Annotated in this window: 16 protein-coding genes and 4 tRNA genes; 8 read left to right on the top strand and 12 right to left on the bottom strand. The window is 70.6% G+C overall.

The features are described 5' to 3' along the window. The 5 genes from ACFYXV_RS15075 to ACFYXV_RS15095 all read right to left on the bottom strand — a co-directional run. Positions 1-2138, bottom strand: a 2138-nt coding sequence (locus ACFYXV_RS15075) for a DEAD/DEAH box helicase (protein ID WP_389383315.1), incomplete at its 3' end; no start/stop codon positions are given. Positions 2139-2408: 270 nt separating this feature from the next. Continuing rightward, entirely contained in the window at positions 2409-2921 is a 513-nt protein-coding gene (locus tag ACFYXV_RS15080; protein ID WP_389383087.1) for a hypothetical protein, read from the bottom strand. A gap of 229 nt (positions 2922-3150) precedes the next feature. After that, positions 3151-3525, bottom strand: coding sequence for a fluoride efflux transporter CrcB (gene crcB, locus ACFYXV_RS15085; RefSeq protein WP_383336643.1), 375 nt, complete (start codon positions 3523-3525; stop codon positions 3151-3153). Then, complete coding sequence (locus ACFYXV_RS15090; protein WP_389383088.1) at positions 3522-4046, bottom strand: fluoride efflux transporter FluC; 525 nt, start codon at positions 4044-4046, stop codon at positions 3522-3524. Before ACFYXV_RS15090 ends, crcB begins: the two co-directional genes overlap by 4 nt. Further along, the gene (locus tag ACFYXV_RS15095) at positions 4043-4393 is read right to left on the bottom strand and encodes a metallopeptidase family protein (RefSeq protein WP_030012899.1); all 351 of its coding nucleotides are present in this window, start codon (positions 4391-4393) and stop codon (positions 4043-4045) included. The genes ACFYXV_RS15090 and ACFYXV_RS15095 overlap by 4 nt, the downstream gene beginning before the upstream one ends. 128 nt (positions 4394-4521) lie before the next feature. On the opposite strand from ACFYXV_RS15095, the gene ACFYXV_RS15100 reads away from it, so the two are divergent. From ACFYXV_RS15100 to ACFYXV_RS15110, 3 genes are all read left to right on the top strand, one after another. Beyond that, positions 4522-4594 (top strand) — tRNA-Glu (locus ACFYXV_RS15100). A 39-nt stretch (positions 4595-4633) separates the two neighbouring features. After that, a tRNA-Asp gene (locus tag ACFYXV_RS15105) sits at positions 4634-4707 on the top strand. A 22-nt stretch (positions 4708-4729) separates the two neighbouring features. Further along, a tRNA-Phe gene (locus tag ACFYXV_RS15110) sits at positions 4730-4806 on the top strand. A 36-nt stretch (positions 4807-4842) separates the two neighbouring features. Here ACFYXV_RS15110 and ACFYXV_RS15115 read toward each other — a convergent pair. Genes ACFYXV_RS15115 through ACFYXV_RS15125 form a run of 3 tightly spaced genes read right to left on the bottom strand, consistent with a single transcriptional unit; the run spans position 4843 to position 6679 of the window. Further along, entirely contained in the window at positions 4843-5691 is an 849-nt protein-coding gene (locus ACFYXV_RS15115; RefSeq protein WP_385471084.1) for a cytochrome c biogenesis CcdA family protein, read from the bottom strand. Continuing rightward, positions 5688-6467 carry a DsbA family protein gene (locus tag ACFYXV_RS15120; RefSeq protein ID WP_389383090.1) on the bottom strand — a complete coding sequence of 260 codons (780 nt, stop codon included), beginning with the start codon at positions 6465-6467 and terminating at the stop codon, positions 5688-5690. Before ACFYXV_RS15120 ends, ACFYXV_RS15115 begins: the two co-directional genes overlap by 4 nt. 53 nt (positions 6468-6520) lie before the next feature. Then, positions 6521-6679 carry a hypothetical protein gene (locus ACFYXV_RS15125; RefSeq protein ID WP_385471088.1) on the bottom strand — a complete coding sequence of 53 codons (159 nt, stop codon included), beginning with the start codon at positions 6677-6679 and terminating at the stop codon, positions 6521-6523. A 343-nt stretch (positions 6680-7022) separates the two neighbouring features. Between ACFYXV_RS15125 and hrpA the strand changes: the two genes are divergently transcribed. Both hrpA and ACFYXV_RS15135 read left to right on the top strand, forming a co-directional pair. Then, positions 7023-10958 (top strand): ATP-dependent RNA helicase HrpA, encoded by a 3936-nt coding sequence (hrpA, locus tag ACFYXV_RS15130; RefSeq protein ID WP_389383091.1) that lies wholly within the window; start codon positions 7023-7025, stop codon positions 10956-10958. Positions 10959-11027: 69 nt separating this feature from the next. Next, positions 11028-11101: transfer RNA gene (locus ACFYXV_RS15135), tRNA-Asp, on the top strand. A 560-nt stretch (positions 11102-11661) separates the two neighbouring features. Here the strand turns inward: ACFYXV_RS15135 and bldC are convergent. Both bldC and ACFYXV_RS15145 read right to left on the bottom strand, forming a co-directional pair. Further along, the gene (gene bldC, locus ACFYXV_RS15140; RefSeq protein ID WP_003949541.1) at positions 11662-11868 is read right to left on the bottom strand and encodes a developmental transcriptional regulator BldC; all 207 of its coding nucleotides are present in this window, start codon (positions 11866-11868) and stop codon (positions 11662-11664) included. A 501-nt stretch (positions 11869-12369) separates the two neighbouring features. Next, positions 12370-13224, bottom strand: coding sequence for a hypothetical protein (locus ACFYXV_RS15145; protein ID WP_385471092.1), 855 nt, complete (start codon positions 13222-13224; stop codon positions 12370-12372). Between the two features lie 183 nt (positions 13225-13407). Between ACFYXV_RS15145 and ACFYXV_RS15150 the strand changes: the two genes are divergently transcribed. Beyond that, positions 13408-14520, top strand: a complete 1113-nt coding sequence (locus ACFYXV_RS15150) for a Glu/Leu/Phe/Val dehydrogenase dimerization domain-containing protein (RefSeq protein ID WP_048476884.1) — start codon at positions 13408-13410, stop codon at positions 14518-14520. A 280-nt stretch (positions 14521-14800) separates the two neighbouring features. Further along, positions 14801-15064, top strand: coding sequence for a DUF3073 domain-containing protein (locus ACFYXV_RS15155; RefSeq protein WP_389383093.1), 264 nt, complete (start codon positions 14801-14803; stop codon positions 15062-15064). A 90-nt stretch (positions 15065-15154) separates the two neighbouring features. Here ACFYXV_RS15155 and purM read toward each other — a convergent pair whose 3' ends face one another. Further along, on the bottom strand, positions 15155-16225 hold the full coding sequence (gene purM, locus ACFYXV_RS15160) for a phosphoribosylformylglycinamidine cyclo-ligase (protein ID WP_389383094.1): 1071 nt from the start codon (positions 16223-16225) through the stop codon (positions 15155-15157). Between the two features lie 108 nt (positions 16226-16333). Continuing rightward, positions 16334-17851, bottom strand: coding sequence for an amidophosphoribosyltransferase (gene purF / locus ACFYXV_RS15165; protein ID WP_030160137.1), 1518 nt, complete (start codon positions 17849-17851; stop codon positions 16334-16336). A 147-nt stretch (positions 17852-17998) separates the two neighbouring features. On the opposite strand from purF, the gene ACFYXV_RS15170 reads away from it, so the two are divergent. Next, positions 17999-18094 carry a putative leader peptide gene (locus ACFYXV_RS15170; protein WP_350325720.1) on the top strand — a complete coding sequence of 32 codons (96 nt, stop codon included), beginning with the start codon at positions 17999-18001 and terminating at the stop codon, positions 18092-18094. The last annotated feature ends 112 nt before the right edge of the window (positions 18095-18206 follow it).

The following is an 18206-nucleotide window of genomic DNA, read 5'->3' on the forward strand; positions in this document are numbered from 1 at the left end:
GAGGGACGGTCGTCGCGACGGAAGCCGCCACGGTCGCCACCGCGGTCGTCACGGTTGAAGCCGCCCGAGGGACGGTCGTCGCGACGGAAGCCGCCGGACGGGCGGTCGCCGCCGCCGGAGCGGAAGCCACCGGAGGGACGGTCGTCGCGACGGAAGCCGCCACGGTCGCCACCGCGGTCGTCACGGTTGAAGCCGCCCGAGGGACGGTCGTCGCGACGGAAGCCGCCACCACGGTTGTCATCACGACGGTCGCCACCGGAACGGAAGCCACCGGACGGACGGTCGTCACGGCGGAAGCCGCCACGGTCGCCACCGCGGTCGTCACGGTTGAAGCCACCGGACGGACGGTCGTCGCGACGGAAGCCGCCACCACGGTTGTCATCACGACGGTCGCCACCGGAACGGAAGCCACCGGACGGACGGTCGTCGCGGCGGAAGCCGCCACGGTCGCCACCGCGGTCACCGCGGTCGTCACGACGGTTGTCGCGGCGCTCGTAGTTGCCGCGGTCGTCGCGGGCCTGGAACGACGGGCGCTCCTCGGCGACCGGCGCGGCCGCGACGGCAGCCGCGACCTCGGCCTCGGCGGCCTCGGCCACCTCGGCGACAGCGGCCTCCGGGTCCTCGCCGCGCTCGCGGGCGGAGCGGGCGACCAGGCGGTCGGCCTCCTCGCGCAGCTCGGCGGCACGGCGCGTCAGGCGCTCCAGCTGCTTGGTGAGGTCGGCGACCTCACGCTCGGCCTGCTTGGCGGCGTTGTTCGCGGAGTCGGCCTGGACCTCGGTCAGCGAACGCGCACCGGTGATCTCGGCGACCTCCGGGTCGAAGGCGCCGGCGCCCTGGACGATGTGGCGCGAGGCGTCGACGCCCGCGTCCTCCATCAGGCGGAAGATCTGGCGGCGCTGGTGCGGCAGGGCCAGGGAGACCACGACGCCCGACTTGCCGGCGCGGGCGGTACGGCCCGAGCGGTGCAGGTAGTCCTTGTGGTCGCCGGCCGGGTCCACGTTCAGGACCAGGTCGATGCCGTCGACGTGGATGCCTCGGGCGGCGACGTCGGTGGCGACGAGCGCGTTGACGTAGCCGTCCTTGAAGTCCGCGAGGACGCGGGTGCGGGCACCCTGCGTCATGCCGCCGTGCAGCGCGTCGGCCTTCACGCCGGCCTCGACGAGCTGCTCGGCGATGCGGTCGGCGCCCAGCTGGGTGCGGACGAAGATGATGGTGCGGCCCTTGCGGGCGGCGATGGCGGCCGTGACCGGCGCCTTGTCCTTCGGCTTCACGACGAGGACGTGGTGCGTCATGGTCGTGACGTTGCCCTGCGCGCTGTCGACCTCGTGCGTGACGGGGTTGGACAGGTAGCGCTTGACCAGGGTGCCGATCTCGTTCTCCATGGTGGCGGAGAAGAGCATGCGCTGGCCGCCGCCGGGGATCTGGTCGAGCAGCTCGGTGACCTCGGGCAGGAAGCCCAGGTCGGCCATCTGGTCGGCCTCGTCGAGGACGGCCACCTCGACGTTCTCCAGGGAGCAGGCGCCGCGGTTGATGATGTCGCGCAGACGGCCCGGGGTGGCGACGAGGACGTCGACGCCGCGCTCCAGGGCGTAGATCTGGTTGCCCATCGAGGTACCGCCGCAGACGACCTTCATCTTGAGGCCGAGCACGTCGCCGTACGGCTGGAGGGCGTCCGCGACCTGCATCGCGAGCTCACGCGTCGGCGTCAGGATGATCGCGCGGGGCTTCTTCTTCTCGGTGTGGCCACCGGCCAGGCGGGCCAGGGTGGGCAGACCGAAGGAGAGGGTCTTGCCGGAGCCGGTGCGGCCGCGGCCGAGGATGTCCTTGCCGGCCAGGGCGTCCGGGATGGTCGCGGCCTGGATCGGGAAGGGGGAGGTGACACCGTTCTGCGCGAGCTTGCGCACGACGCCCTCGGGCAGACCGAGGTCGCCGAAGGAGATGGTGGGCTCGGCGTCGGCGTCGTCCGCCTCGGCGTCGATGGACTGGTCGGTCGTCACGTCGGCCTCAAGAGCCTCGATGATCTCGTCCGCCTCAGCGGCCTCGATCGCCTCGGTGACCACAAGGGCCTCGACGGCGTCGACGATCTCGTTCGAGTCGTTCTCGGGCATGACGGCACGGTCAGAACTGGAAATGGACATGCGAAATGCGAAACCTTCCGGAGTCTCGGCACGCGCCCAAACTCCGTGAATCGCAAATCGACCGCCTCAATGCGGTCAGCCACGGCTAGGGAGAGTACGCGCCACACGGCGCTCTTCGGATTCGGCGCCGGGCAATGGGATCAAACGATCTATAACCATACGCACCCTCCCCCGGGTCTGGCAAGTCATTCCGGCCAGATCCCCTCTGACCTGCGACGATGCCGACAGTCCGGGAGATCCGCACCACCCCCGGGAGGTACCCGCGGCCCTCTAGGAGGCCGTCGGGCTGGGCTCCGGGGCCGGGGGCGACTGGGGCGGCGGAGTGGGCGAAGTCACGGGCGGCTCCGGCGTCGGCGACTGGACGGGCGGCGGCGAGACCTGCGTCCCACCGGAACCGTTGCTTCCGGATCCGCCCGAGGTCGGCTGCTGTCCGCCCTGGCCCCCGGGCCCGCCGCCCGGTCCGGCCGACGGCGAGGGGGCCCCGGGCCGCCCGGCGGGAGCACCCGGACTGGGGGTGGCTCCGGTGGCGCCGGAGGCCTTGCCGTCCTCGGCCGGCCTCCCGTCCTCGCCCGTCGCGCCCGGCTTCGAGCCGTGGCCGTTGCCGCGCGCCCCCGAACCCTTGCCGGAAGCGGAGCCCCCGGCCGCTTCCGCGGCCGCCTTGCGGTCCGCCTGCGAGGAGGGCCCGGGCTTCGCGCCGTCCTCACCGACGCTCATGCAGCCCGCCGTGGCCGCGACCGCGAGCACGGCGGCGGCCAGCCGGAGGGAAGCGGACAACTGGCGCACGGGGCACCTCCTGGGGGTCCCCCGGCGGCAGCCGGGAGGGGGCGGTCAGGGCCCCGCGTCGAGCGGGTCAATGTGCCCAACTCCCTTTACCCCGTAAGAGACACGCCCTTGAGGACACCGCCTGTCCGCGCCCCCGGCCCCGTCCGCCGGACGGCTCGGACGGCTCGGACGGCCCGGACGGCCCGGACGGCTCGGACGGGCCCGGACGACTCGGGCGGCTCGGGCGGGCTCACGCGAACAACTGCCGCGCCACCTGCGAGCCCAGCGTCACCGCGCCCAGCCCCGCCAGCACCGAGGCCGCCACGTTCGCCGCCGCCAGGAACCGCCGCCCCCGCTCGTACAGCCGCAGCGTCTCGTACGAGAACGTCGAGTACGTGCTCAGCGCCCCGCACAGCCCGGGCCCCAGCAGCAGGTTCAGCCACTCGGGCGCCGCGCCGGCCAGCGCCGCCCCGGTCAGCACGCCGAGCACCAGGCACGCGCCCACGTTCACCACGAAGGTCCCCCACGGGAACACCGCGTCGTGGCGCGCCTGCACCGCACGGTCCGTCAGATAGCGCAGCGGCGCCCCCACGACCGCGCCCGCCACCACCAACAGCCAGTTCACGCCCGCCCCCTCGGGCCACCCCGTACGGGAAGACCGGTCGCGAGCCGGGTCAGCGCGGCCCCCGCCCACACGGCGCCCAGCGCCGCGACCAGCGTGAGCCCGGCGTACGCCAGCGCCCGCCCGGCCTCCCCCGCGTCCAGCAGCCGGGAGAAGTCGACGGCGTACGTGGAGAACGTGGTGAACCCGCCGAGCACCCCGACCCCGGCGAACGGCCGGACCAGCGGATGCGGCGCCGTCCGCCCGCCCTCGCTGATCAGCGCCATCAGCACCCCGATCAGCGCGCAGCCGATCACGTTCGTCCAGAAGGTCGTCCACGGAAAGGCCCCGGGCCCGGCCGCCGGCCACAGCAGCGAGGCCCCGTACCGCGCCGAGGCCCCGAGCGCGCCGCCCGCCGCGATCGCCGCGAGCACCGGACCGGGCCGTTCGGCCCGCTGCTCGGGCACATGGAGGTCGACGTCCGGATCGATGGCCTCCGCCGGGACGTTCGAGCCGTCCGGGACGTCCCCAGCCGGCCCGGTCACCCGTACCCCAGTGCGTGCAGCCGCTCGTCGTCGATCCCGAAGTGATGGGCGATCTCGTGCACCACGGTGACCTCCGTCTCCGCGACCACGCTCTCCCGGTCCTCGCACATCCTCAGCGTCGGGTTCCGGTAGATCGTGATCCGGTCCGGCAGCACCCCGGCGTACCACTCGCCGCGGTCCGTGAGCGGGGTCCCCTCGTACAGGCCGAGCAGCTCGGGATCGTCCGCCGGCGGTTCGTCCTCGACGAAGACCGCCACGTTGTCCATCAGCCGCGTCAGCTCCGGCGGGATGCGGTCCAGGGCCTCTGCGACGAGCTCTTCGAACTCCTCGCGCGTCATCTCCAGCACCGGGCCATTGTCCCCCCGGCGGGGGCGCCTCCCGCATGTGGGGGAGAAACCGTTTTGGCGATAGCTCCCCGGATCCCATATGCTTCTCACGTCCCCGACGCGCTGAAGAAGTGCCCGGCGGGCCTTTAGCCCTCATCGTCTAGTGGCCCAGGACGCCGCCCTTTCAAGGCGGTAGCACGGGTTCGAATCCCGTTGGGGGTACGCATTACCGTGTGCAAGACTTGGTCTCGCACACTGCAAGGTCCTGTGGAGCAGTTGGTTAGCTCGCCACCCTGTCAAGGTGGAGGTCGCGGGTTCAAGTCCCGTCAGGATCGCTGAGGCCGGAAACGGTCTCGTGGCTGGGTAGCTCAGTTGGTACGAGCGATCGCCTGAAAAGCGATAGGTCGCCGGTTCGACCCCGGCCCCAGCCACCACAAGAAGGCCCCGTCCATCGGACGGGGCCTTCTGCGTTACTCCTTCTCCCCCTCGGGGCCGGGGGTACGGCGGCGCCACTGCGTCACGCCGACCGCCGCCGCGCCCGACGCCACCAGCCCGAGCAGCGCCCAGTCCGGAACCGCGTCCGCGAACGACCGGACCCACTGCTCCACCGCGTACGAATCGTCCACGTCGAGCAGCCCCGGCAGCGCGCTCGCCCCGTCGTACGCGAGGAACAGCGCGCCCAGGGCGATGAAGAACAGCCCGGACAGCAGCGAGGTGGTGTGCAGCTCGAAGCGGCCCGACCGGACGGTCCGCCCGCGCAGCCAGCGCCGCCGGCCCAGGTCGAAGCGCTCCCACAGCAGCGCCAGCAGGAACAGCGGTACGGCCATCCCCAGCGCGTACACCGCCAGCAGCAGCCCGCCGTAGACCGGGCTGCCGCTGACCGCCGCCACCGTCAGGACGCTGCCGAGGATCGGGCCGGCGCAGAACCCGGCCAGCCCGTAGACCGCCCCCAGTGCGAACACCGACAGGGCGGTGGTCGGCCGGATCCGCCCCGACAGCTCCGAGATCCGCTTCGGGGCGAAGCCCAGGCCCAGGATCTGCGCGAGCCCGAGCGCGATGATCAGCCAGCCGCCCGCCAGGACGAGCCCGTCCCTGTTGCCGTGGAAGAACCGTCCGGCGTACGAACCCGCCGCGCCCAGCGGTACGAGGGTGCTCGCGAGGCCCGCGTAGAAGATCCCGGTCCGCGCGAGCAGCCTTGAGGCGGAGTCGATCGAGTACGCGAAGAACGCGGGCAGCAGCAGGGCGCTGCACGGGCTGAGCAGCGCGAGCAGCCCGCCCAGCAGCGCGGCCAGGTACCCGATGTCGCCGACGCCGTTCACCGCGCGGCCATGCCGTCGGCCTGTGCCTTGGCCCTGGCGATCGCCGCGGCGAAGGCGTCGAGCGGCTGGGCACCCGCGATCGGCTGCCCGTTGACCAGGAAGGAGGGGGTGGAGGTGACGCCGATGCGGTAGCCCTCCTCCTGGTCCGTCCGGAGGGCGGCCGCGGCGGCCTCGCCGGCCATGTCCTTCTCGAAGCGCTCCAGGTCCGGGACCCCGGCCTCGTGGGCCAGCTCCAGCAGCCGCGCCCGGCCGAAGCCCTTCTCCTTGGCCCCGTCGGCGTACGCGGCCGCGTGGAACGGCGCGAACCGGTCCTGCTGCCCGGCGGCCCAGGCGGCCTTGGCGGCGGTCTCGGAGTCGGCTCCGAAGATCGGGAAGTTGCGCCACTCGATGCGCAGCGTGCCGTCGTCCACGTACTTCTTCACCAGTTCGGGCTCGGTGTCGCGGGCGAACTTCCCGCAGTAGCCGCACTTGAAGTCGGAGTACTCGATCAGCACGACGGGGGCGTCCGCCCGGCCGACGGCCAGCTTGTCCCCGGCCTCCCGGCGGGCGAGCTTCGCCAGCTCGGCGTGGACCTCGGAGCCCTCCTCCGCGGCCGCGGAGGAGGAAGAGGAAGAGGTCCGGTCGGGCCGGTCCTCGGGCGCGGTGGCCCGCCAGGACACGATCCCGAGGGTGACGGCGGCGACCGCGACCCCGGCGGAGATCAGCAGCCGCTTGCGAGCGGAAGCAGAGGAGGAAGAGGAAGAAGAGGAGGAGGAACGGGAAGTGGAAGAAGGCATACGGGTGCTCCGGAGATGCGGGTGGTGAATCGGACCGGCGGAAGGCCGGTCCTCTACACCCGCATCACGGACAGCTCCACGGGCCCGGGAGCCGCCTGGTCCGGCCCCCGTACGTGCACCCGCACGGCCGGCGTCCGGTCCGCCCACAGCTGATCCGCCGCGGGCCGCCCCAGCGGAGCGTGCGCGTGCTCCCCGGCGCCGCGCGGCGGCACCCCCGGAGCCTGCCCGTGATCCCCGGACCCGGGGTCGCAGGAGGGTCCCTGCCCGGCGGAGGCCACGGCGTGCGCCACGGGAGCGGTCGCGACCCGAACCGCACCCGGAACCGCACCCGCAGAACCCGGAACCGGAACCGGAAGCGCCGCCGCGGGCACCGCACACCCGACCAGGACCGCGATCACGGCGCCGAGCAGGCACCGGACACCACGGAAGCGGTACACGGCGGGCCTCTCCCTCGGTCAACAGGTCGGTTCAGACGATCTCGTCCCGAAATGGTACGGGGAGGAGGCACAAATGCGTTCGCCACCCGGCACCCGCGGGTGAGATCCTCGATCAGGTATGTCTACTTCCTTCGCCGCCCTGCAGACGCTCCTCGGGGAGATCTCCCTCCGTGACGCGCACCGCCTCGGCCGCCGCCTCGAAGGCGCCCGCCGCATCCGAAAGCCCGAGGCCAAGCAGGCCGTGCTCGACGAGATCGCCGCGGAGGCCGAGAAGGCCGCCGCGCGACTGGCCGGCCGTGCCTCGCGGATGCCGGAGGTCACGTATCCCGAGAACCTGCCCGTCAGCCAGAAGAAGGACGAGATCGCCGAGGCGATACGCGACCACCAGGTCGTGATCGTCGCCGGTGAGACCGGTTCCGGCAAGACCACGCAGATCCCCAAGATCTGCATGGAGCTGGGCCGCGGCGTCCGGGGCATGATCGGGCACACCCAGCCCCGCCGCATCGCCGCCCGCACGGTCGCGGAGCGGATCGCCGAGGAGCTGAAGTCCGAGATCGGCCAGACGGTCGGCTGGAAGGTCCGGTTCACCGACCAGGTGGACCAGGACGCGACCTTCGTGAAGCTGATGACCGACGGCATCCTGCTCGCCGAGATCCAGACGGACCGCGAGCTGCGCGCGTACGACACGATCATCATCGACGAGGCCCACGAGCGCAGCCTCAACATCGACTTCCTGCTCGGCTACCTGTCCCAGCTGCTGCCGAAGCGCCCCGACCTCAAGGTCGTGATCACCTCCGCGACCATCGACCCGGAGCGCTTCTCCCGCCACTTCGGCGACGCCCCGATCGTCGAGGTCAGCGGCCGTACGTACCCGGTGGAGGTCCGCTACCGGCCCCTGCTGGAAGAGGACTCCGAAGAGAGCGACCGCGACCAGATCACAGCGATCTGCGAGGCCGTCGACGAACTCCAGTCCGAGGGTCCCGGGGACGTCCTGGTCTTCCTCTCCGGCGAGCGCGAGATCCGCGACACGGCGGACGCCCTCGACAAGCGCAAGCTCAGGTTCACCGAGGTGCTCCCCCTCTACGCCCGCCTCTCGCACGCCGAGCAGCACCGCGTGTTCCAGCAGCACACGGGCAGGAGGATCGTCCTCGCGACCAACGTCGCCGAGACCTCCCTCACCGTCCCCGGCATCAAGTACGTGATCGACCCGGGCACCGCCCGGATCTCCCGCTACAGCCACCGCACCAAGGTCCAGCGCCTGCCCATCGAGCGGATCTCCCAGGCCAGCGCCAACCAGCGCAAGGGCCGCTGCGGCCGTACCAGCGACGGCATCTGCATCCGGCTCTACTCCGAGGACGACTTCCTCTCCCGTCCCGAGTTCACGGACGCCGAGATCCTGCGCACCAACCTGGCCTCCGTCATCCTCCAGATGACCGCGGCCGGCCTCGGCGAGATCGAGAAGTTCCCCTTCATCGACCCGCCGGACCACCGCAACATCCGCGACGGCGTCCAGCTGCTCCAGGAGCTCGGCGCGCTCGACCCCGCGGAGAAGGACCCCAAGAAGCGGCTCACGCCGATGGGCCGCCAGCTCTCCCAGCTGCCCGTGGACCCGCGCCTGGCCCGCATGGTCGTCGAGGCCGACAAGAACAACTGCGTCCGCGAGGTCATGGTCATCGCGGCGGCCCTGTCGATCCAGGACCCGCGCGAGCGGCCCTCGGACAAGCAGACGCAGGCCGACCAGAACCACGCCCGCTTCAAGGACGAGACCAGCGACTTCCTCTCGTTCCTCAACATGTGGCGCTACGTCCGCGAACAGCAGAAGGAGCGCGGCTCGTCCTCGTTCCGCCGGATGTGCAAGCAGGAGTACCTGAACTTCCTGCGCATCCGCGAGTGGCAGGACATCTACTCGCAGCTGCGCACGGTCGCCAAGGGGATGGGCATCCACGTCAACGAGGGCGACGCCCCCGAGACGAGCGTGCACATCTCGCTGCTGGCCGGCCTGCTCTCGCACATCGGCCTCAAGGACACCGACAAGAACGAGTACCTGGGGGCCCGGTCCGCCAAGTTCGCGATCTTCCCGGGTTCGGCGCTCTTCAAGAAGCAGCCGAAGTTCCTGATGTCGGCGGAGCTGGTGGAGACCTCGCGGCTGTGGGCCCGGGTCAACGCCAAGGTGGAGCCGGAGTGGGTCGAGCCGCTCGCCCAGCACCTGATCAAGCGCACGTACAGCGAACCGCACTGGGAGAAGGACCAGGCGGCCGTCATGGCGTACGAGAAGGTCACGCTGTACGGCGTGCCGATCGTCGCCCAGCGGAAGATCAATTACGGCCGGATCGACGCCGAGGTCTCGCGCGAACTCTTCATCCGCAACGCACTGGTCGAGGGCGACTGGCGCACGCACCACAAGTTCTACGCCGACAACCGCAAGCTGCTCACCGAGGTCGAGGAGCTGGAGAACCGGGCACGGCGCCGCGACATCGTCGTGGACGACGAGACCCTCTTCGACTTCTACGACCAGCGGATCCCCGAGCACGTGGTCTCGGGCGCGCACTTCGACTCCTGGTGGAAGCACAAGAAGCGGGAGGAGCCGGAACTCCTCGACTTCGAGCGCGAGATGCTGCTGACGGAGAAGGCGGCCGGGGTCACCAAGGCCGACTACCCGGACTCCTGGCGCCAGGGGCAGCTGAAGTTCCGGGTGACCTACCAGTTCGAGCCGGGCGCGGACGCGGACGGCGTGACCGTCCACGTCCCGCTCCAGGTGCTGAACCAGGTCACCGACGAGGGCTTCGACTGGCAGATCCCGGGCCTGCGCGAGGAGGTCGTCACCGAGCTGATCCGGTCGCTGCCGAAGCCGATCCGCCGGCACTACGTACCGGCGCCGAACTTCGCGACGCGCTTCCTGGCCACGGCCGTACCCCTCCAGGAGCCGCTGCCGGTCACCCTGGCGCGCGAGCTCCAGCGGATGGTCGGGGTCCCGGTCTCCGCCGAGGACTTCGACCTCGGCCGGATCCCGGACCATCTGAAGATCACCTTCCGGATCGTCGACGAGCGCCGCAAGAACCTCGCCGAGGACAAGGACCTCGAAGCCCTGCGGCTGAGGCTGAAGCCGAAGGCCCGCCAGGCCCTTTCCAAGGCCGCCGCGGCCACCGCCGAGCGCGCGGGCGGGGAGTCGCTGGAGCGTACGGGACTCACCGACTGGACGATCGGCTCGCTGACCAAGGTCTTCGAGACCCGGCGGGCGGGACAGCCGGTGAAGGCGTACCCGGCGCTCGTGGACGAGGGCGCGAGCGTCTCCGTACGGCTCTTCGACACGGAGGCCGAGCAGCAGCGGGCGATGTGGCTGGGCACGCGGCGGCTCATCCTGCTGAACATCCCGGTGAACCCGGCGAAGTTCGCCTCGGACCACCTGACCAACCAGCAGAAGCTGGCCCTGTCCCGCAATCCGCACGGCTCCATCCAGGCGCTGTTCGACGACTGCGCGACCGCCGCGGCCGACAAGCTGATCGCCGACCACGGCGGCCCGGCCTGGGACGAGGCGGCCTTCCGCGCCCTCTACGAGGCCGTCCGCGCGGACCTCGTGGACACGACCGTGCGGACGGTGGCCCAGGTACAGCAGGTCCTGGCCGCCTGGCAGGCCTGTGAGCGCCGTCTGAAGGCCACGAACAGCCTGGCTCTGGTGGCGAACGTGCAGGACGTCAGAACGCAGCTGGCGGCCCTCGTACCGCCCGGCTTCGTGACGCTGACGGGCCTGCGCCGGCTGCCGGACCTGATGCGCTACCTGGTGGCGGTGGACCGGCGGCTCCAGCAGATGCCCACGGGCGCCCAGCGCGACACCACGCGCATGCAGAAGGTGCACGAGATGCAGGACGAGTACGCGTGGCTGCTGGAGCAGCTTCCGAAGGGCCGGCCGGTGCCGTCCGCGGTCACCGACATCCGCTGGATGATCGAGGAACTCCGGGTCAGCTACTTCGCGCACGCGCTCGGGACCGCGTACCCGGTCTCCGACAAGCGGATCGTGAAGGCGGTGGACGCGGCGGCCCCGGGGCCGGCCCGCTGATCGGGTTCGACTGCACCCCCTGAGCTGGGGTACAGTCTGATTCGCAGCCGCCCAGCGGCCGCAAATCAAGGACCTGTGGAGCAGTTGGTTAGCTCGCCACCCTGTCAAGGTGGAGGTCGCGGGTTCAAGTCCCGTCAGGTTCGCAAGAAGTGCAGGGCCCGCATCCCCCAGGGATGCGGGCCCTGTTGCGTGTGGCCCGCCGCCGGGTGTCGGCCACCGCGTGTCGGCCACCGCGTGTCGGCTGCCGGATGTCGCCTGACGCGTGTCGCGTGTCGCCTGACGCGCCCCGCTCGGCACAGTGGCCCCGCCCGCCCCGCCCGCCCCGTCCGGGCTTCACCGGCTCAAATCCCCCGTCCGCATGAGGCGCTCTGCGACGCACGTCCCCTTACGGGTGCATTGCGCGTCGCACAAGTGTCACTGCCTGTGACGGGAGTCACCACATGAGTTTTTGAGACTCGCACATTTATCGCACCCATACGCGTGCTCAATTTAATATGTGCAATGGCACCTACCCCGCCGGCCTCCCGCGTCCGCCCGATCCCACCTCCCCCCGGGCATAAAAAAGATCGCGCTGGACCCGGCGGAGTCCAGCGCGATCTGACGACAAGAACCTGTTGGGGCAGGTCCAAGCGTTTGAAGCCTTTGGGTTTCATCGGATTGGGGGACCCGATTCAAGCCCGGTAAAGCGAGTGCTTGCGCGACCTCAGGCCTCGCTGCGCTGCTGCGGGATTCCCGCGAGCAGAGCGCGAACCTCGGCCTCGCGGTAACGGCGGTGTCCACCCAGGGTGCGGATGGACGTGAGCTTGCCAGCCTTGGCCCAGCGGGTGACCGTCTTCGGGTCCACGCGGAACATCGTGGCAACCTCAGCCGGGGTCAGCAGCGGCTCGGCATCAGGGGTGCGAGCGGTCATGAGCGGCCTCCTCGGGAGAACCGAACCATCTCGGTTCTTTCCTCTAAATTCTGCACCTTGGCCCGCGTTGCCCGAAATGGACATACGCGGGCCGAGTCGGTTATAGGACGAACGGCTTGTCCTCGGCACTACAACTACACCATCCGTCCAGCCGTGACGGCCAAACCGATGGAATTGCCCTCCGAGGTGTTCATCAGCGGCGGAAGCCGATGGACCGTCCCATAACGGACAGTCACCCCACTGTGACGATCAGTCACAGAGCGATCAGGAGTCGTCAGGACCCCCCGTAGAGTGCAATGCCGAGCATTCCGCCCAAAGTTGGGTGGAAGGAACCCTCCCCGGACTCCTTGTCCTATTTTGGCACGAGGGTAGGGGAAGGGCGCAAGGGTGTAGATAGTGCGGTCCGTCACGCTTGAGTCAATGGCCCGTATCGGGACGTAGGTCCTGGAACTAAGGCCCGAATGCGTCCTGATCAAGAACGCGGGGGGGTCGCTCAGGGGGTCAGTTCGCGAACAGTCTCTCCCGGACCTCCCTCCAGCGCTGCGCCAGCTCCGTGTAGGCCTCCGCCGCCGCGGCCGGGTCCCCGGCCCCCAGCGCCGCGATCCCCGCCGCCACGTCCCGGGCCGACCGGTCCTCCCGCAGCCGGTCCGCCGGCAGCGCGTGCACCAGGCCCGCGTAGTCCAGCTCGACCATCGAGCGCGGATGGAACTCCTCCAGCCAGCTGCCGACGTCCACCAGCCCCTCCGCGAGCCCCCCGTACCCCTCCGCCGCCCGCAGGATCCGCAGCGCCCGCGCGAGCCGCCGCCGGGCCTGCACCATCGGGGTCCGGTAGCGCAGCCGCTCGCCCGGCAGGTACTCCCGCTCGTCGTCGGCCACCAGCACGAACCAGCGCAGCGGCACCTGCCACACCCCGGTGCGGATCCACGGGCGCGCGTCCGGGTTCCGTTCGCGCCAGCGCTCGTACTCCTCGGCCGCCCTGCGCCGCTCCCCCGGCGGGAGCGCCGCGTCCAGCACCGGGAGCGGGAACTGGTCGACGAGCTCCTGGAGGGCCAGCCAGCCGCGCAGCCTGGTCCGCCAGGGGCAGACCAGCAGCACCCCGTCCACCTGCGCCGTGAAGGCGTCCGCGCTCTCGTGCGCCGGCACCCCCACCACCGGGACCCGGACCAGGTCGGAGAGGGAGCGACGCAGTTCGTCCTGGGCCGTCGCCACCACGCCGCGCCGCGCGTACGAGGCCCAGTGCGTGCGCTCCGGCTCCGCGAAGGCCGCCAGGGGCTCGTAGACGCGCAGGTAGGAGGCGTACGGGACGGTCGGCGCCGAGCGCGCCGCGGGCAGTTTGGGGTCGGGGGATTCGCTCACGCTCTCGTACTCCCCAGCCCCGCCGGGAGCTACTCGCCGGGCGGGGCGGACCCCCGGAGTGTTCCGATCTCCGGACAGGACGCCTGCACACGGCCCGCAGGTCTTACTCTGCTCCCAGCACGCCCTCCCCCACCCGCAGGGCGGGCGTCATTCCGCCGCATCTCTTCCATGGGAGTCACCACCGTGACCGAAATGACCGACGGCGTCCTGCACACCCTGTTCCGTTCGGAACAGGGCGGCCACGAGCAAGTCGTGCTGTGCCAGGACCGAGCCTCCGGCCTGAAAGCCGTCATCGCGATCCACTCCACCGCCCTGGGCCCCGCCCTCGGCGGTACGCGCTTCCACGCGTACGCCTCCGACGAGGAGGCCGTCCTCGACGCGCTGAACCTCTCGCGCGGCATGTCGTACAAGAACGCCCTCGCCGGTCTCGACCTCGGTGGCGGCAAGGCCGTCATCATCGGCGACCCCGACGTACTGAAGTCCGAGGAACTGCTGCTGGCCTACGGCCGGTTCGTGGAGTCCCTCGGCGGCCGCTACGTCACGGCCTGCGACGTCGGCACCTACGTGGCGGACATGGACGTCGTGGCCCGCGAGACGCGCTGGGCGACCGGCCGCTCCCCCGAGAACGGCGGCGCCGGCGACTCCTCGGTCCTCACCGCCTTCGGCGTCTTCCAGGGCATGCGGGCCAGCGCCCAGCACCTGTGGGGCGACCCGACGCTGCGCGGCCGCAAGGTCGCCGTGGCCGGTGTCGGCAAGGTCGGCCACTACCTCGTCGAGCACCTCCTGGAGGACGGCGCCGAGGTCGTGATCACGGACGTGCGCGAGGAGTCGCTGCGCCGTGTCCTCGACAAGCACCCGCAGGTCACCGCGGTGGCGGACACCGACGCGCTGATCCGCACCGAGGGCCTGGACATCTACGCCCCCTGCGCGCTCGGCGGTGCGCTGAACGACGAGTCGGTACCGGCCCTGACCGCCAAGGTCGTGTGCGGCGCCGCGAACAACCAGCTCGCCCACCCGGGCGTGGAGAAGGACCTCGCGGACCGCGGGATCCTCTACGCGCCCGACTACGTGGTGAACGCGGGCGGGGTCATCCAGGTCGCCGACGAGCTCCGGGGCTTCGACTTCGACCGGTGCAAGGCGAAGGCCACGAAGATCTTCGACACCACGCTCGAAATCTTCGCTCGTGCGAAGGCGGACGGTATTCCGCCGGCTGCCGCGGCCGACCGGATCGCCGAGCAGCGCATGGCCGACGCCCGCGCCGCGAAGGCCGCGAAGGGCTCGGCCCCGGCCCTGTAGGGCCCCTGCGTGCGCCCGCCGGGGTTGCGGCGAGACGGAACTCACTGCACTTCGGCGGGTCGCTCGCCAGGAAAGGGTTAAAATCGCAGCTGACCAGCGAGGACGGGGCGCCTCATTGGTCCTGCACCGGGGCACGTCATGCGGGCGGCGTACCGTATGGCCGCGGAAGCAGGTACCGTTAAACCCCTACGGACGGTCTCTCCACGGAGAGCCCGCTCCGAACCATGAACGCGTGTCAGACTCTGGGGCCGTCGAGCCCCGTCACCGAGGGGGTCGAGCCATGGGGCGCGGCCGGGCCAAGGCCAAGCAGACAAAGGTCGCCCGCCAGCTGAAGTACAACAGCGGCGGGACTGACCTCTCGCGTCTGGCCAATGAGCTGGGCGCATCGCCGACGGATCCGCTGCTGCCTGTCAGCGAGCCGGTCGAAGTCGATGACGATCTGGACGACGACGACCCGTACGCCAAGTACGCGGATCTGTACAACAGCGATGACGACGACGAGGACGACGAGTCCGGTCCGTCGGCACAGCGTCGCGGCGCTTGACGCTCTTTCGCGTCTGCACGAAAGCAACACACACTGAAACCCGGTCCGGGGCCTCGCCCCGGACCGGGTTTCAGTGTTGCCCCGGCCGTGTCAGCTCGCGTAGGAACCGGTCATGGTCGCGCCCTCGGTGCGGTCGCCCCGGTCCAGGATCTCTCCCGCGACCCAGGCGTCCACGCCCCGGTCGGCCAGCGCGGTCAGCGCCACGTCGACCGACTCCTGCGGGACCACGGCCATCATGCCGACGCCCATGTTCAGGGTCTTCTCCAGCTCCAGCTGCTCCACCTGGCCGGCCTTGCCGACCAGGTCGAAGATCGCGCCGGGCGCCCAGGTCGAACGGTCGACCGTGGCGTGCAGGTGGTCCGGGATGACGCGGGCCAGGTTGGCCGCGAGTCCGCCGCCGGTGATGTGCGAGTACGCGTGCACCTCGGCCGTACGGGTGAGAGCCATGCAGTCCAGCGAGTAGATCTTGGTGGGCTCCAGGAGCTCCTCGCCGAGGGTCCGGCCGAGCTCTTCCACGTGCTGGTCGAGCGACATGCCCGCGCGGTCGAAGAGGACGTGCCGGACGAGCGAGTACCCGTTCGAGTGAAGGCCGGACGATGCCATCGCGATGACGGCGTCACCCGTACGGATGCGATCCGCGCCGAGCAGGCGGTCGTACTCGACGACGCCGGTGCCGGCGCCCGCCACGTCGAAGTCGTCCGGGCCCAGCAGGCCCGGGTGCTCGGCGGTCTCGCCGCCCACCAGGGCGCAGCCGGCGAGGACGCAGCCCTCGGCGATGCCCTTGACGATCGCCGCGACACGCTCGGGGTGGACCTTGCCCACGCAGATGTAGTCCGTCATGAAGAGCGGCTCGGCGCCGCAGACGACGATGTCGTCCATGACCATCGCGACGAGGTCGTGGCCGATGGTGTCGTACACGCCGAGCTGGCGGGCGATGTCCACCTTGGTGCCGACGCCGTCGGTCGCGGAGGCCAGCAGCGGGCGCTCGTAGCGCTTGAGGGCGGAGGCGTCGAAGAGGCCGGCGAATCCGCCGAGGCCGCCGAGGACCTCGGGGCGCTGCGTCTTCTTCACCCACTCCTTCATCAGTTCGACCGCGCGGTCTCCGGCTTCGATGTCCACGCCCGCGGCTGCGTAGCTGGCACCGGTGGTCTTCTCTGTCATGACAGGGAGAGCTTTCGTGTCGTTACTGCGGGTGGTGCCGGGCCCTGGGAGAAGCACTCGTAAAGACAGGGCCCGGCGCAGGTGGAGCCGGGGTCGCGGGTCGCGGCGCTACGGGCGCCGGAGCGCGTCGGCGGCGTCGGTGCCGCCGGCCAGCTCGCTCTCCAGGAGCTGCTTGCCCAGGAGCTGCGGGTCGGGCAGCTCCATGGGGTACTCGCCGTCGAAGCAGGCACGGCAGAGGTTGGGCTTCTGGATGGTCGTCGCCTCGATCATCGAGTCGAGCGAGATGTACGAGAGCGAGTCCGCGCCGAGCGACGTGGCGATCTCGTCGACCGTCATGCCGTTGGCGATCAGCTCGGCCCGGGTGGCGAAGTCGATGCCGAAGAAGCACGGCCACTTCACCGGCGGCGAGGAGATCCGGATGTGGACCTCGGCCGCGCCGGCCTCGCGGAGCATCTTGACCAGGGCCCGCTGGGTGTTGCCGCGGACGATCGAGTCGTCGACGACCACCAGGCGCTTGCCCCGGATGACTTCCTTGAGGGGGTTGAGCTTGAGGCGGATGCCCAGCTGGCGGATCGTCTGCGAGGGCTGGATGAAGGTCCGGCCCACGTAGGCGTTCTTGACCAGGCCGGAGCCGTAGGGGATTCCGCTGGCCTCGGCGTAGCCGACGGCGGCGGGCGTGCCGGATTCCGGCGTCGCTATCACCAGGTCGGCGTCGACGGGGGCTTCCTTGGCCAGGCGCCGGCCCATCTCGACACGCGAGAGGTAGACGTTCCGGCCGGCGATGTCGGTGTCCGGGCGCGCCAGGTAGACGTACTCGAAGACACAGCCCTTGGGCTTCGCTTCCGCGAATCGAGAGGTGCGCAGACCGTTCTCGTCGATCGCGATGAGCTCGCCCGGCTCGACCTCGCGGACGAAGCTGGCGCCGCAGATGTCGAGGGCGGCGGTCTCGCTCGCGACCACCCAGCCGCGCTCCAGGCGGCCGAGGACCAGCGGGCGGATGCCCTGCGGGTCACGGGCGGTGTAGAGGGTTCCCTCGTCCATGAACACGAGCGAGAAGGCGCCCTTGACCTTCGGGAGGACCTTGGTGGCCGACTCCTCGATCGTCAGGGGCTTGCCGTCGTCGTCCGTCTGGCCGGCCAGCAGGGCCGTGACCAGGTCGGTGTCGTTGGTGGCCGCCACCTGTGTGGCGCGGCCGTCCTGACGGGGGAGGTCGGCGACCATCTCGGCGAGCTCGGCGGTGTTCACCAGGTTGCCGTTGTGACCCAGGGCAATGGAGCCGTGGGCGGTCGCGCGGAAAGTGGGCTGCGCGTTCTCCCAGACGGAGGCTCCGGTGGTCGAGTAGCGGGCGTGACCGACCGCGATATGACCCTGGAGCGAGCCGAGAGAGGTTTCGTCGAAGACTTGGGAAACGAGGCCCATGTCCTTGAAGACGAGGATCTGGGAACCGTTGCTCACAGCGATTCCCGCGGACTCTTGTCCACGGTGCTGCAACGCATACAGTCCGAAGTAGGTGAGCTTGGCGACCTCTTCACCCGGAGCCCAGACACCGAAGACGCCGCAAGCGTCCTGGGGGCCCTTTTCGCCGGGGAGCAGGTCGTGGTTGAGTCGTCCATCACCACGAGGCACGCTCCCGAGTGTAGGCGAGATCGACCACTGGTCCGAATTGGGGATGGCCGGGAAATGTCACAGCACAGAGGGTGACGGGGCGACTCTGTCTCGCTATTCGGAGCCTTTGTTGACATCTACGAAGGTATTCGTACAGGCTCTCGCCTCATGCAGCCTCTCGGTGACCGTTCCGTCACCCTTGTCGAGCGCCGCCACGTAGACCTGGTCCGTGTCGCGAGCGCCATCTGTCGCTGTTCTGCGTAGCCACAACTCTCCCTCTCCTTTCTCCCTTTCGCTCCGCCGAGCCCCGCCCCGCCGTGCCGCGCGCCGTCCCGCGCCCGCCCGGGGCGGGGCCGCCGAGCCGCGCCTTGGAGTT

Origin of the sequence: Streptomyces sp. NPDC002181, assembly GCF_042890485.1 — a bacterium.
Lineage (GTDB): Bacteria > Actinomycetota > Actinomycetes > Streptomycetales > Streptomycetaceae > Streptomyces.